This is a genomic window from Bradyrhizobium sp. B124 (genome assembly GCF_038967635.1).
Taxonomy (GTDB): Bacteria; Pseudomonadota; Alphaproteobacteria; order Rhizobiales; family Xanthobacteraceae; genus Bradyrhizobium.
On record NZ_CP152413.1, the window covers coordinates 2,908,539 to 2,923,129 of the forward strand.

Here is a 14,591-nt window from a genome sequence, read left to right on the forward strand (position 1 = left end):
CAATTGAGTCCTGTCCGGTCGCGGCCCGTTAAGGATGCGATGCACCCGTATTTGCACCGGGTTCCTCCTTAACGCAGGTGTAAGACGACGCCCTGCATGGTGCACGGACAGGTGTCATTCAACAAAAACAAGGTCGCCCATCGATGGCGCAACAGGCGTCACAATCGATTATTGCCGAACTCGAGGATGCGGTCCGGGACGGGACATCCGCCAAACGCGTGCAGACGCTGCGGCAGGTCACCGATCTGTTCCTGAACGACGGCGACCGCCTCAACGATGAACAGGTCAAGGTGTTCGACGACGTGCTCTGCCTGCTCGTCGCGCGTGTCGAGACGCGTGCGCGGGCCGAGCTCAGCAAGCGGCTCGCGCCGCTCGACTACGCGCCGTTTGAGGTGATTCAGCACCTCGCCTGGGACGACGACATCAGCGTCGCCGGCGACGTGCTGACCCACTCCAGCCGCCTTTCAAACGACGCACTGCGCGAGATCGCCGCCAGCAAGGGCCAGGACCATCTGTTCGCAATCTCGGCGCGGGAGAACCTGCCGGCTTCCGTCACCGACGTGATCATCGACCGCGGCGAGGACAAGGTGATCCGGCGGCTTGCCAAGAACGCCGGCGCGCAGTTCTCCGAGAACGGCTATTCCTCGATCGTCGCCCGCGCCGAAGGCGACGACGAGCTGGTCGAGATTCTCGGGCTGCGGATCGATATTCCGGCCAAGCTGCTGCGCGACCTGCTGCAGCGCGCCAAGGATACGGTGCGCGCCCGCCTGCTCGCGATCGCATCGCCCAGGGCCCGCGAGGAGATCAGCCAGGTGCTGAACGACATCGCGCAGGAAGAGGCCGCGGCTCCCCGCCGCAACTACGGCATCGCCGAAGAGCTGGTCAAGCTGATGAAGCAGCTGAACGAGCTCGATGACGCGGCGGTCTACAAATTCGCCGAGGACGGCAAGTTCGACGAGGTCACGGTCGCGCTCGCCGTGCTCAACGACATGCCGATCGCGATGATCGAGCGCCTGATGCTCGGGCTGCGCTCCGACCTGCTCCTGATCCCGTGCCGCTCGGCGCGGCTCAACTGGCCGACGGTCGAAACCATCCTGCGCAAGCGGCCGCTGCCGCATCCGCTCGATCATGCGACGCTCGAGGTCGCGCACCGCGATTACCGGCGGCTGTCGCTGGAAACCGCACAGCGCACCGTGCGGTTCTGGCAGCTGCACAACAGGATCGAGAAGCAGCCGATGGCGGCCGGTTAGCCCGGCGACGTCTTCGTGACAAAGAAAAAGGGTGGGCAACGCGCCCACCCTTTTTTGATTCGATGCCTAGGGTGGGTTAGCGAAGCGTAACCCACCGCGTCTCCGCGGAACGAATTGGTGGGTTACGCCTTCGGCTAACCCACCCTACACGCCCGAGCTTAGTTCTTGCTCTTGTCGACCAGCGCGCCCTTCTTGATCCACGGCATCATGTCGCGCAGCTTGGCGCCGACTTCCTCGATCGGATGCTGGGCGAGCTTGGCACGGGTCGCCTTGAACGAGGTCTGGTTGACCTTGTTCTCCAGCATCCAGTCGCGGGCGAACTTGCCGCCCTGGATGTCGGCGAGCACGCGCTTCATCTCCGCCTTGGTCTCGGCGGTGACGATGCGCGGACCGGTGACGTACTCGCCGTATTCGGCGGTGTTGGAGATCGAGTAGTTCATGTTGGCGATGCCGCCTTCATAGATCAGGTCGACGATCAGCTTCACTTCGTGCAGGCACTCGAAATAGGCCATCTCGGGCGCGTAGCCGGCCTCGACCAGCGTCTCGTAACCGCCCTTGATCAGCTCGACCAGGCCGCCGCAGAGCACCACCTGCTCGCCGAACAGGTCGGTCTCGCACTCTTCCTTGAAGGTGGTCTCGATGATGCCGGCGCGGCCGCCGCCGATCGCCGAGGCGTAGCTGAGGCCGAGGTCATGGGCGTTGCCCGACGAATCCTTGGCGATCGCGATCAGGCAGGGCACGCCGCCGCCGCGCTGATATTCCGAACGCACGGTATGGCCGGGGCCCTTCGGCGCGATCATCAGCACGTCGAGGTCGGCGCGCGGATCGAGCAGGTTGAAGTGCACGTTGAGGCCGTGGGCGAACACGAGCGCCGCGCCCTTCTTCATGTTGTCGTGCAGGTGCTCGCGATAGATGTCGCCCTGCAGTTCGTCCGGGGTCAGCATCATGACGAGGTCGGCCCACTTGGCGGCTTCGGCGACTTCCATCACCTTGAAGCCGGCGTTCTCGGCCTTCTTGGCCGAGGCCGAACCCTTGCGCAGCGCAATCGCCACTTCCTTGACGCCGGAATCCTTCAGGTTCAGCGCGTGGGCGTGGCCCTGGCTGCCGTAGCCGACGATGGCGACCTTCTTGCCCTTGATCAGGTTCAGGTCGGCGTCGCGATCGTAGTAAACTCGCATCGTGTTTTCCTCGTTTGAAGGGGGCCAAAATCGGCCGATGAGTCAGGCTTTCGGAAGGTCAGAACCGCCGGGCGCCCGCGAATTTCCGGCGTTGTCTAGAGCATTTTTCCCCTCAGGGGAAACCCCCATCTCGCATGGCGCGGTGCGGCATCATGCGTCCATGAAGACCGGGTAGAGCGAGGCCAGCAGCAGGACGGCCATCACCACATTGAAGACGCGGATCGCCCGAGGCGAGGTCAGGACCGGCCGCAGGGCGGTGCCGAACAGCGCCCAGACGATGCAGGACACCGTCCCCAGGGCCAGGCTCAGGCCGACCTGGATCGCGATGTTCCAGGGGAAGGCGGCGATCGCCGCGTAGGCCGTGATGGTGCCGATCACCATCACCCAGCCCTTGGCATTGATCCACTGGAACATGGCCGCACCCCAGAAGGTCATCGGGCCGCGGCCGGGCCCGTCGTCCTTGTCCGCCGAGGGCGGCTCGGCCATGGCGATGACCGCGGCGAGATAGACCAGATAGGCGACGCCGCCATATTTGAGGATCGTCTGCAGCACCGGATAGGCGATGAAGACCGCCCCGAGCCCGACGCCGACCGCGCCGACCATGAAGGCGAAGCCGACCGTGATGCCGGCGATGTGGGGCACCGTGCGGCGGAAGCCGTAGGTCAGCCCCGAGGACAGCAGCATGATGTTGTTGGGGCCCGGCGTGAAGAACATCACGACGGCAAACACGACAAAGGCAAACAGCAGCGAATTCGACATAGTGCCCTCACGCGACTTTCGGCAGAGCTTTTGGCCGCTTCGACAGCAGCATCACGGCGATGCCGGCGATGACCGTAAGCATGCCGGCGAGCCGCAGCGGCCCGAACCTCTCGCCGAACACGATGCTGGAGGCGGCGGAGCCGACGAACGGCACCAGCAGCGCGAACGGCACCACCTGCGCCGCCGGATAATCCCGGAGCAGCCGGCCCCACAGCCAATAGGCGATGCTGGTGGAAACGGTGCCGACAAACAGCATCGAGACAATGCCGGCCGGCGACAGATGCAACAGCGCCTGCCACATCGGCTTCCCGCCCAGCGTCAGCAGCGACAGGCCGAACAACGGGATCGCGGCACACAGGCACAGCCATGCGAACAGGTCGAACATGCGCGCGCCCTGCGCCGGCCGCAGCAGCAGGTTTCCAATTGCGAACGAGATCGGCGAGATCATCAGAATGGCAAAGGCGGCGACGCTGAAATCGTATCCGACGGTGCCGCAGATCATCAGCAGGCCGATCGCGGCGATGGCGATGCCGACGGTCTGCAAGCGCGACGGCAATTCGCCGAACAACACCGCGGCAAAGCCGATGGTGAACAGCGCCTGGCTCTGCACGATCACGCTGGTGAGCCCGACCGGCATGCCGTGGGCGATGGCGATGGATTGCGCAAGGAACTGACCGAGGAACAAGGTGAGGCTGATTCCGACCAGAAGCGGCCACGACACCTGCGGCGGCCTGGGCAGGAACAGGCACGGCACCGCCGCGATGCCGAAGCGCAGCGCCGTCATCAATTCGGGCGGCAGCTCATCGAGCGCGATCCGGCTGGCGACGAACGCAAGTCCCCAGATCACCGCGACCATGACGGCGATGCCAACATCGGCCGGCTTCATTGTTCTTCTTCTTTGGTTCGGTTTGGCTCTGTCGATGCGAGGATCTAGATCTGTTCGTCCGGCTTCGGCTTGCGCAGCAGATAGGTGCCGTGCAGCGGCGCGTGGTAGTCGGCAGCGACCAGGGTGAACCCGGTCTCGGTTAGCATGCGCTCCATCACCCAGCCGAAGGTCGAATATTCGTCGCGCATATGGGTCATCACGCTTTCGCGCTCGAAATCGTGATTCTTGATCGAGAAATCGGCCCAGCCCTCGACATCGCGATCGACCCCGTCGGGCATGCTAACGAACACCATGTCGCGCAGGTAGAAGTTCGCGCCGGGCTTCAGCGCGTTGAAGATCCGCGACAGCGCCACCGCCTTCCAGAAGTCGGGCAGGTGGTGCAGCGTGAACTCGCTGACGATGACGTCGTAGGAGTTCGGCTGATAGGCAAAGGACAACAGCCCGGCCGGCTGGGTCCGGATCTTCGCCTTGCGGTCGCGCGCATAAATCTCGGCAAGCCCGATCATCGCCGGCGAGATGTCGATGGCGTCGACCTCGGCGCCCATCAGCGCCGCCTCGGTCGCCAGCACGCCGTTGCCGCAGCCGATATCGGCGATACGCCAGCCCGGCTTGACGCCGAGCATGGTCAGCGCCTGTCGGGCACGGACATCGCTGTCCTCGCTGACGTCATAGATCGAGGCAACCGCGGTATCGAGACCGACCTGCCGCCGTTGCGTATAGTACCAGTCGCGCGCCAACATGATTCACATCCCTTCCGGCCCACGCGTGATCGCGGCCACCCCGGTTCGTGACACCTCGACCAGGCCCAGCGGGCGCATCAGGTCGATGAACTGACTGATCTTGGACGAGTTGCCCGTGATCTCGAACACGAAGCTCTCGGTCGTGGCATCGATCACCCGGGCGCGAAACGCATCCGCCAGCCGCAGCGCCTCGACGCGGTGATCGCCACCGCCCCTCACCTTGACCATCGCAAGCTCGCGCTCGATCGAGCTGCCGGTCAGCGTCATGTCGACGACGCGGTACACCGGGATCATGCGGTCGAGCTGATGCTTGATCTGCTGGATCACCATCGGCGTGCCCGTGGTGACGATGGTGATCCGCGAGAGGTGTTTCTGGCTCTCGGTTTCCGAAACCGTGAGACTCTCGATGTTGTAGCCGCGGCCGGAGAACAGCCCGATCACGCGCGCGAGCACGCCGGGCTCGTTCTGCACGAGGACGGACAGCGTGTGCGTCTCGTTCGGGTCGTGACGTTCCTCGAGGAAGTAGGCGGATGCGGGCTGGTTCATGGTCGTCCCCTTACATTCTTTTCACGCCACCGCCCGCTGGGCGGCCGGCGCAGCATCCGTCCCGATCCAGGTCCGGAACAGATCGAAATCGATATTGCCGCCGCTCAGGATCAGGCCGACCCGCTTGCCGGCGAGCTTGCTCTTTTCCTGCAGCGCGGCCGCGAGCGCCGCGGCGCCTGCGCCCTCGGCGAGATTGTGGGTGTCGGTCCAGTAGGCACGGATCGCCTGCCCGACCTCGTCGTCGGTGACCTGCACGATGCGCGCGGCGCCCTTGCGGATCAGGGCGAATGCATCCGCGTCCGGAATCCGCGTCGCCATGCCGTCGGCAAGGGTGTTGCTGGTCTCGGTGGTCACGATCTTGCCGGCAGCAAACGACAGCGCATAGGACGGCGCCTCGGTCGACTGCACGCCGACGATCTCGGTCTTCAGGCCGAGCAGGTCGCGCGCCATGATGCAGCCGGAGATGCCGGAGCCCTGCCCGATCGGCACATAGAGAATGTCGAGGTCGGGCGCCGATCGAAACAGTTCCAGCGCATAGGTCGCAACGCCCAGCACCAGGTCCGGGTGAAACGACGGCACCATGTGCAGGCCGGCGAACTGGGCACGGCGCTCGGCCTCTTCCCGCGCGGCCTGGAAGTCCTCGCCGTGCTCGACGAGCTCGGCGCCGAACGCATGCATGGCACGGTTCTTCTCGACCGAGTTGCCGCGCGGCACGTAGATCACCGCGGGCACGCCGTGGCGGCTCGCGGCAAACGCCAGACTCTGGCCGTGATTGCCGCGCGTCGCCGAGATGATGCCGGGTACATCGGGCCGCTCGCGCTTCAGCCGCTCGAGATAGACCAGGCCGCCGCGCACCTTGAAGGCGCCGATCGGTGTGTGGTTCTCATGCTTGACCACGACCTCGGTGCCAAGCCGCTCGGCCAGCAACGGCCAGGCATACGCCGGCGTCGCCGGCACCGCGGTGCCGACGATCCTGTGCGCGCGCTCGAGCTCGCTGAGATCAAACATGATCCACCCTCACCTCACACCAGCGCCTTGCCGCCGGCGAAGGCCTTCGCGGTGGCCTCATCGGTTGCTTCTTCCGGCAGCAGCATCTCGTTGTGCGCCTTGCCCGACGGGATCATCGGGAAGCAGTTCTCCAGCGCGGCGACGCGGCAGTCGAACAGCACCGGGCGTTTGATCGAGATCATCTCCTTGATCGCGCCGTCGAGATCGGACGGCTTGGTCGCCTGCAGGCCGACGCAGCCATAGGCTTCGGCGAGCTTGACGAAGTCCGGCAGCGCTTCGGAGTACGAATGCGACAGGCGGTTGCCGTGCAGCAGCTGCTGCCACTGCCGCACCATGCCCATGTACTGGTTGTTCAGGATGAAGATCTTGATCGGCAGCTCGAACTGAACCGCGGTCGACATCTCCTGGATCGTCATCTGCACCGAGGCGTCGCCGGCGATGTCGATCACCAGGCTGTCCGGATGCGCCACCTGCACGCCGACCGCGGCCGGCAGGCCGTAGCCCATGGTGCCGAGACCGCCTGATGTCATCCAGCGGTGCGGCTCCTCGAAGCCGAAGAACTGCGCGGCCCACATCTGGTGCTGACCGACTTCGGTCGTGATGTAGGTGTCCTTGCCGCGGGTCAGCTCGAACAGCCGCTGGATCGCGTATTGCGGCAGGATGATATCGTTGTTCTTGCGGTAGGACAGCGAGTTGCGCGCGCGCCATTGCGCGATCTGCTGCCACCACGCCTTGATGTCGGGCTTCTTGGCCTCCGCCTTGAACACCTGCAGCAGGTCGCCGAGCACATTGCCGGCGTCGCCGATGATCGGCACGTCGACGCGGATGTTCTTGTTGATCGAGGACGGGTCGATATCGATGTGAATCTTCTTCGAGCCCGGCGAGAACGCATCGACGCGGCCGGTGATGCGGTCGTCGAAGCGCGCGCCGACGCACAGCATGACGTCGCAATCATGCATGGTCATGTTGGCTTCGTAGGTGCCGTGCATGCCGAGCATGCCGAGCCAGTTCGGCCCCGACGCCGGATAGGCGCCCAGTCCCATCAGGGTCGAAGTGATCGGAAAGCCGGTCGCCTCCACCAGCTGACGCAGCAGTTGCGAGGCCTCGGGACCGGAATTGATCACGCCGCCGCCGGAATAGATCACCGGACGTTTGGCATTGGCGAGCAGCGCCACCGCCTTGCGGATCTGGGTCGCATCGCCCTTGACGCGCGGCGTGTAGGAGATGTGAACGTCCGACTTGCGCGGCGGATGATAGGTGCCGGTCGCGAACTGCACGTCCTTCGGCACGTCGACCAGCACCGGACCGGGGCGGCCGGTGGTCGCGACATAGAAGGCTTCGTGCAGCACCCTGGCAAGGTCGTTGACGTCGCGCACCAGCCAGTTGTGCTTGGTGGCGGGCCGCGTGATGCCGACCGTGTCGCATTCCTGGAAGGCGTCATTGCCGATCAGATGGGTCGGCACCTGGCCGGTGATGCAGACCAGCGGGATCGAGTCCATCAGCGCGTCGGTCAGCGGCGTCACCATGTTGGTGGCGCCGGGCCCCGACGTCACCAGCACAACGCCGGGCTTGCCAGTCGAGCGGGCATAGCCTTCGGCGGCATGACCGGCGCCCTGCTCGTGGCGGACCAGGATGTGCTCGACTTCGCTCTGCTGGAAAATCTCGTCGTAGATCGGAAGCACCGCACCGCCGGGATAGCCGAAGACATGCTGCACCCCGTGATCGATGAGCGCGCGCACGATCATCGCGGCGCCGGTCATCTGATTGGGATCGTGGCTCTTGTCGGTCATGGTTCGCTCCGGATGCGCTTGTTTTTGCGCGGCTTTTGTCAGTTCTCGTCAGTTCTGTTTCGGGCAATAAAAAGGGGCCCCAGAGGCCCCATGCACACCGCCCGAATTTGGATGGCCGCTAGCCATCCCCGGCGGTGTGCCTGGGTACGACGGCGATAAGCAGTTTGGTAATAATGTTGCGCACGAGGTGACCCAGTCTTCCCAAAGGTTGCGCGAACATAGCGGCCAAAGCCCGAATGTCAAGGCAAGGCAAGCAGTTTCGCGATTTTTGAAGTGTAACGGGGTTCCAGCCGTTCGGCGAGTGTTTTTGCGCGGCGCAACGCGCATGGCAGACGGGCGCGCGGCGGCGCCGCAGTCCGAGAGGCCGTAGCCCGGATGGGGGCCAACGGGGCTACGGGATTTGCGCCTCCAGCCACCCCTTCGCCGCCTCGGGCGCGACCCATTCGAATTCCGGGAGCTGGTGGCGAAACCAGGTGAACTGGCGCTTGGCGTAGTGGCGGGTGTCGGCCCGGCCGATCTCGGCGGCCTCCTCACGGCTGATCTCCCCCTTGAGGTGCCGGATCAGCGCCGGGACGCCATGAGCCTTCATGGCCGGCAGCAGCGGATCGAGCCCGCGAGCTGCCAGCGCCGCGACCTCGTCGAGCGCGCCGGCATCGAGCATCGCGCCGAACCGCGCATCGATCCGCGCATAGAGCCGCTCGCGCTCCGGCGCCAGAAACAGCGCGTGGAATTGGCCCGGCGGCAACAGCGGCGGCAGGCCATCGCGATGCCAGTCCGGCAGCGGGCGGCCGGTGGCCTCGACGACTTCGAGCGCCCGCGCGATGCGGGTGCGGTCGCGCGGCTTCAGCCGTTCGCCGGACACCGGATCGCGTGCCGCAAGCTCGGCATGCAGCGCCTCGACGCCGTGCTGCTCCAGCCTTGCGCGTACGCTGTCGCGCACATCGGCGGGGATCTGCGGCACCGCCGACAGACCGCGCGTCAGTGCCTTGAAATACAGGCCCGAGCCGCCGATGAAGATCGGCAGGCGTTTGTCCGCCCGGGCCTCGCCGAGCATCCTGGCCGCGTCAGTCACCCAGGCACCGGCGGAGAAATTCACGCCGGCGTCGACATGGCCATAGAGCCTGTGCGGAACCTGTGCCTCCTCGGCAGTGGTCGGCCGCGCGGTGATGATCCGGAGGTCGCGATAGACCTGCATGGAGTCGGTGTTGATCACGACCCCGCCGGTCCGCTGCGCAAGCTCGAGCGCCAGCGCCGACTTGCCGCTGGCGGTCGGCCCTGCGATAAGCACTGCCTTGTCCAACAATCCTGAATGCGCCTGCATGTCCCTCGTTGCCACGCTGATCTGCAATCCTGCAAGCCCCGCGCTCGACTCCACCATCGTCGACGGTGCGCGGGCCGTGCTGCCCTCACCGGGCCCGGCGCAGTGGCTGTTCAACGAAGTCGCCGTCGACATTCCGTTCGAGCGTCAGGACGCCAGCAGAGACGAGATCAAGGCCATCGAGGAGCGGCTGCGCCAGGCCCGCGGCGACCTGCCGATCGACATTGTCGTGCAGCCTCGGCTCGGCCGGCGCAAGAAGCTTTTTCTGGCCGACATGGATTCGACCATGATCGGCCAGGAATGCATCGACGAGCTCGCCGATTTCGCCGGGCTGAAAGCCCATGTCGCCGCCATCACCGAGCGCGCGATGCGCGGCGAGATCGAGTTCGAATCGGCGCTGCGCGAGCGGGTGGCGCTGCTCAAGGGCCTGCCGGTCGGCGTCGTCGACGAGGTGCTGGAGAAGCGCATCACGCCGACGCCGGGCGGCCGCGCGCTGGTCATGACGATGCGCGCGCACGGCGCCCATACCTGCCTGATCTCCGGCGGCTTCACCCTGTTCACCACGGTGGTCGCGGAGAAGATCGGCTTCCAGGAGAACCGCGCCAACCAGTTGCAGGTCGCGGACGGCAAGCTGACCGGCGAAGTGGTCGAGCCGATCCTCGGCCGCGCGACCAAGCTTGCCACCCTGGTCGAGCTGACCGAATCCTTCGACCTCGACGACATCGACACGCTGGTCACGGGCGACGGCGCCAACGATCTCGGCATGATCCAGGCCGCGGGTCTCGGCGTCGCCTATCACGCCAAGCCCGCGGTCGCAGCCGCCGCGGCGGCGCGGATCGATCACGGCGACCTCACCGCGCTGTTGTATGCGCAGGGCTATCGGCGGGATGAATTCGTCGAGGGGTAGTCTACGGTGTCGTCCCGGCGCAGGCCGGGACCCATAACCACCGACGCAAGTTACCTGGAAAAGCCGTTGCCCACTTCCTCAACAAGAACGACCGCGGCGTACTGGATCCCCCGCTTTCGCGGGGGATGACAGTGACGGGTGAGGCGTGAGCGCGCGCCTCTACTGCACACCGAGCGCGACGAAGCGCAGTTCGCCGTCGCCGTTCGAGACCAGCAGCAGTACGGACTTCTTGCCGTCCTTCTTCAGCTGATCGAGACGCTTCTTGATGTCGGCGGCGCTGGACACCGCCTCCTGCGCCACCTCGACGATGACGTCGCCGGCCGACAGACGCTTCTCGGCAGCATCGGAGTTGCTGTCGACGCCGGTGACGATAACGCCCTTCACGCTGTCCTTGATCTTGTACTTGGTGCGCAGATCCTTGCTCAGCGCGGCCAGGTCGAGACCGAGCGCCTTCTGGGTCACCGGTTTCTCGGCGGTGTCGTCCTTGGGCTTGGCGTTGGCCTGCTGAACCTTGTCGTTGTCCTCGAGCCGGCCGAGCGTGACCTTGCGGGTCTCTTCATTGCCCTTGCGGATGACGACGACGTCGACTTCCTTGCCGACCGCGGTATCGGCGACGATGCGCGACAGATCCTTCGGATCCTTGACGTCCTTGCCGTCGAACTTGACGACGACGTCGCCCGGCTCGATGCCGGCCGGCTTGGCCGGCCCCTTGTCGTCGACGCCGGCAACCAGCGCGCCGCGCGCCGGTTTGATGTTGAGGCTGTCGGCGATCTCGTCGGTGACCTGCTGGATGCGAACGCCGAGCCAGCCGCGGCGCAACTCGCCGAACTTCTGCAGCTGGTCGACGACGCCGGCCACCGTCTTCGACGGCACGGCGAAACCGAGACCGATCGAGCCGCCGGTCGGGGAGATGATCAGCGTGTTGACGCCGATCACCTCGCCTTCGAGGTTGAACAGCGGACCGCCGGAATTGCCGCGGTTGATGGCGGCGTCGGTCTGGATGTAGCTGTCATACGGGCCCTGGCTGATGTCGCGGTTCTTCGCCGAGACGATGCCGGCAGTCACGGTGCCGCCGAGGCTGAACGGGTTGCCGATCGCGACCACCCAGTCGCCGAGGCGGATCTTGTCGCTGTCGCCGAACTTGACCGCGGTGAGCGGCTTCGGCGGCTTGAACTTGAGGACCGCGAGGTCGGTCTTCTTGTCGACGCCGACCAGCTCGGCCTTGATCTTGGTGCCGTCGTTGAGGATGACGTTGATCTCGTCGGCGTCGGCGATGACGTGGTTGTTGGTGACGACGATACCCGCGGTGTCGACGATGAAGCCCGAGCCGAGCGAGTTGGTCTTGCGCGGCTGGAACTCGCCGCTCTTGTCGCCGCCCTTGCCGGGCGGGCCGCGGCGGTTCTTGAAGAAATCGTCGAAGAACTCCTCGAACGGCGAGCCGGGCGGCAATTGCGGCATCGTCCGGTCCTTGGCCTCGATCGTCTGCGACGTCGAGATGTTGACGACGGCGTCGATCACCTTCTCGGCGATGTCGGCGATACCCTCGGGGCCGCGTGCGAACGCCGGCACGGAGCTCAGCATGCTCGCAGCACCGATCGAGATCGCAGCTCCCATCATGCGGAGGCGACGGGTCAGGGCTGGTCTGGCAGCGATCATGTCGGAGTTTCTCCAGGCAAGCGGGTTCAAATTAGCTGGTCGCAGTATGCGCCCGTGATCACAGAGTGCGCCCGAACGGGCATATGGCGCAAGCATCTCACCCGGGCATTTCGGCGAAAAACCGGCTGCGAGAGGCTCACGATTATGTTCATTCTGGCGCGATCTGCGCACTGGAACAGGCAATGATCAGCGCCGCACCAGCCAGATCAGGATCAGTCCCGCAACCGCCGAACCGATGCCGACGATGCGCAGGATGTTATCGGGCGTGGCCAGCGCGCTCTTCATCGCCCGGCGCATCCAGGCGGGGCTTGCCGCAAACAGGATACCTTCGAGCACGAACAGGATTCCCAACCCGATGAGGAAGTCGCCGAACGCTATGGACTTCATCGGATGGCAGCCTCCCGCTCGATGCTTATTGTTGTTGAGTGGCGGCGACGCGGTGTCCGCATCGCCGCCAAGTCTTGATACTTAAGTCGTGGTGTTCGTCGTGACGTTACTGTTTCGGCGCGGCGGCCGCCTCAGGCGCCTTGCCGTTCGCATTGCCGAAGTATCTGAAGAATTCCGAGTCCGGCCGCAACAGGAAACGCGTGTCGCCGGAGCGCAGACTGTTCTCATAGGCCGTCATCGAGCGATAGAACGCGAAGAAGTCCTTGTCCTTGCCATAGGCCTCGGCGAACAGGCGGTTGCGCTCGGCATCGCCCGCACCGCGGGTTTGCTCCGCGGTCGAGTTCGCCTCGGCGACAATCACCGTTGCTTCGCGGTCGGCCTTGGAGCGGATCTCCTGCGCCTTCTGGTCGCCCTGGGCACGGAACTCGGCCGCTTCGCGCTGACGCTCGGACTTCATCCGGTCGTACACCGCCTGGCTGTTCTGCTCCGGCAGGTCGGCGCGGCGGATCCGGACGTCGACGACCTCGATGCCGTAGCCGTCGGCCTCCTTGTCGAGCTGCTCGCGAATCCGTGCCATCAGCTTCTCGCGCTCGTCACGCACCACCGTGATGAAGGTGACCTCGCCGAGCACGCGGCGCAGCGCCGCGTTGAGCAGCGTCGTCAGCTGCAGATTGGCGGCCTGGATAGAGCCGACGCTGGTGTAGTAGCGCAGCGCATTCTTGATGCGATAGCGCGCGAAGGCGTCGACCACCAGCCGCTTCTGGTCGGAGGCGATCACCTCCTGCGACGGGTTTTCGAGATCGAGGATGCGCTTGTCGACGTTGATCACCGAATTCCACGGCGCCTTGAAGTGCAGGCCGGGATCGGTGACGACCTCAACCGGCTCGCCGAACCGAAGCACGATGGTCTGCTCGGTCTGCTGCACGGTGAACATCGAGCTGTAGCCGACGGCGAGCACGATGAAGAGGACGATCAGGGACACAATGCCGGTGACAGGGGACCTCATCGGGTGGCTCCCTGCTGCTGGCCGGTCGTGGCCGGCGCTGCTGCCGGACGCCGCGGCGTCAGTTCGCCGAGCGGAAGATAGGGCACGATGTTCTGGCCCTGGCCGCCGTCATAGACCAGCTTCTCGGAGCTACCGAGCACGCGTTCCATGGTCTCGAGATAGATGCGCTCGCGCGTCACTTCGGGTGCCTTCTTGTATTCATCATAGACTTTCAGGAAGCGTGCGCTCTGGCCCTTGGCCTCGGCGACCGCCTGCTCCTTGTAGCCCTCGGCGGCCTGCAGGATCTGCGCGGACCGACCACGCGCTTCCGGCACGATCCGGTTGGCGTAGGTCTGCGCCTCGTTCTGCTTGCGCTCGAGGTCGGAGCGCGCCGCCTGCACGTCGCGGAATGCGTCGATCACCTGCGCCGGCGGATCGACCTTCTGCATCTGCACCTGGGTGATCTGGATGCCCGCGCTGTAGTTGTCGAGCGTCTTCTGCATCAGCTCCTGGACGTTCTGCTCGGTGACGTTGCGCGCCCCGGTCAGGATCGGCTGGATCTGCGAGCGCCCGATCACCTCACGCATCGCGCTTTCGGCGACCGCCTTCACGGTGCCTTCGGGATTCTGGATGTTGAACAAATAGGCGCCGGCCCCGCCCGGCTTGATCCGCCACAGCACGGTGAAGTCGACGTCGACGATGTTCTCGTCGCCGGTCAGCATCAGGCTCTCTTCCGGCACGTCGCGCATGGTGCGGCCGCGCCGTGCGGGATCGTCGATCAGGGTCATGCCGATCGAGATCGTGTTGACGCGCAGCGCCTTCGGCAGCAGCACCGTCTCGATCGGATACGGCAGGTGATAGCGCAGGCCCGGCTGCGCATCGCGGACGTATTTGCCGAAGCGCAGCACGACGCCGAGCTCTTCGGACTGGACGCGGAAGATCCCGGTGGCGAACCAGATCGCCAGCGCGGCGACCAGCACCAGCGCGATGCCCATGCCGCTGAAATGACCGCCGGGCAGCCACTGCTGCAGCCGGTCCTGGCCGCGCCGCAGCAGATCCTCAAGATCCGGCGGCCTTGGCCCGGCCGACTGCGGACCTGTGCCCCATGGCCCTTTCGGACCCGAGCCCCACGGCCCCCCGCCTTGATTTTTCCACGGCATCAAACGTCTCCTCGACAAGTC

The 14,591-nt window shown here is 65.3% G+C and carries 14 protein-coding genes; 2 read left to right on the top strand and 12 right to left on the bottom strand.

From position 1 onward, the window contains the following. Window positions 1-143 precede the first annotated feature (143 nt). Window positions 144-1,250 carry a DUF2336 domain-containing protein gene (locus AAFG13_RS14110; protein WP_342712371.1) on the top strand — a complete coding sequence of 369 codons (1,107 nt, stop codon included), beginning with the start codon at window positions 144-146 and terminating at the stop codon, window positions 1,248-1,250. Window positions 1,251-1,408: 158 nt separating this feature from the next. Here AAFG13_RS14110 and ilvC read toward each other — a convergent pair whose 3' ends face one another. The 8 genes from ilvC to miaA all read right to left on the bottom strand — a co-directional run bounded on the left by ilvC (window position 1,409) and on the right by miaA (window position 9,478). Then, window positions 1,409-2,428 carry a ketol-acid reductoisomerase gene (gene ilvC, locus AAFG13_RS14115; RefSeq protein WP_028342350.1) on the bottom strand — a complete coding sequence of 340 codons (1,020 nt, stop codon included), beginning with the start codon at window positions 2,426-2,428 and terminating at the stop codon, window positions 1,409-1,411. A 150-nt stretch (window positions 2,429-2,578) separates the two neighbouring features. Beyond that, entirely contained in the window at window positions 2,579-3,187 is a 609-nt protein-coding gene (locus AAFG13_RS14120; RefSeq protein WP_212310476.1) for a LysE family translocator, read from the bottom strand. 7 nt (window positions 3,188-3,194) lie between these two features. Further along, window positions 3,195-4,073 carry an EamA family transporter gene (locus AAFG13_RS14125; RefSeq protein WP_212310477.1) on the bottom strand — a complete coding sequence of 293 codons (879 nt, stop codon included), beginning with the start codon at window positions 4,071-4,073 and terminating at the stop codon, window positions 3,195-3,197. Between the two features lie 44 nt (window positions 4,074-4,117). Next, entirely contained in the window at window positions 4,118-4,813 is a 696-nt protein-coding gene (locus AAFG13_RS14130) for a class I SAM-dependent methyltransferase (RefSeq protein WP_212310478.1), read from the bottom strand. A gap of 3 nt (window positions 4,814-4,816) precedes the next feature. Next, the gene (ilvN, locus tag AAFG13_RS14135) at window positions 4,817-5,359 is read right to left on the bottom strand and encodes an acetolactate synthase small subunit (protein ID WP_016841057.1); all 543 of its coding nucleotides are present in this window, start codon (window positions 5,357-5,359) and stop codon (window positions 4,817-4,819) included. Window positions 5,360-5,380: 21 nt separating this feature from the next. Beyond that, on the bottom strand, window positions 5,381-6,367 hold the full coding sequence (locus AAFG13_RS14140; protein WP_342712372.1) for a threonine dehydratase: 987 nt from the start codon (window positions 6,365-6,367) through the stop codon (window positions 5,381-5,383). A 14-nt stretch (window positions 6,368-6,381) separates the two neighbouring features. Further along, window positions 6,382-8,157 (bottom strand): acetolactate synthase 3 large subunit, encoded by a 1,776-nt coding sequence (locus AAFG13_RS14145; RefSeq protein WP_212310480.1) that lies wholly within the window; start codon window positions 8,155-8,157, stop codon window positions 6,382-6,384. Between the two features lie 391 nt (window positions 8,158-8,548). Continuing rightward, the gene (gene miaA, locus AAFG13_RS14150; RefSeq protein WP_342712373.1) at window positions 8,549-9,478 is read right to left on the bottom strand and encodes a tRNA (adenosine(37)-N6)-dimethylallyltransferase MiaA; all 930 of its coding nucleotides are present in this window, start codon (window positions 9,476-9,478) and stop codon (window positions 8,549-8,551) included. On the opposite strand from miaA, the gene serB reads away from it, so the two are divergent. Beyond that, on the top strand, window positions 9,477-10,382 hold the full coding sequence (gene serB / locus AAFG13_RS14155; RefSeq protein WP_212310482.1) for a phosphoserine phosphatase SerB: 906 nt from the start codon (window positions 9,477-9,479) through the stop codon (window positions 10,380-10,382). The two genes, miaA and serB, sit on opposite strands and share 2 nt — an antisense overlap. Window positions 10,383-10,541: 159 nt before the next feature. Here serB and AAFG13_RS14160 read toward each other — a convergent pair whose 3' ends face one another. From AAFG13_RS14160 to hflK, 4 genes are all read right to left on the bottom strand, one after another. Further along, window positions 10,542-12,038, bottom strand: a complete 1,497-nt coding sequence (locus tag AAFG13_RS14160; RefSeq protein WP_212310483.1) for a Do family serine endopeptidase — start codon at window positions 12,036-12,038, stop codon at window positions 10,542-10,544. Window positions 12,039-12,224: 186 nt separating this feature from the next. Beyond that, complete coding sequence (locus AAFG13_RS14165) at window positions 12,225-12,425, bottom strand: DUF2065 domain-containing protein (protein WP_092115850.1); 201 nt, start codon at window positions 12,423-12,425, stop codon at window positions 12,225-12,227. Window positions 12,426-12,531: 106 nt separating this feature from the next. Continuing rightward, window positions 12,532-13,431: a protease modulator HflC gene (gene hflC / locus AAFG13_RS14170; RefSeq protein WP_212310484.1), complete on the bottom strand. Its 900-nt coding sequence runs from the start codon at window positions 13,429-13,431 to the stop codon at window positions 12,532-12,534. Then, complete coding sequence (gene hflK / locus AAFG13_RS14175; protein WP_212310485.1) at window positions 13,428-14,570, bottom strand: FtsH protease activity modulator HflK; 1,143 nt, start codon at window positions 14,568-14,570, stop codon at window positions 13,428-13,430. The genes hflC and hflK overlap by 4 nt, the downstream gene beginning before the upstream one ends. Between the last annotated feature and the right edge of the window lie 21 nt (window positions 14,571-14,591).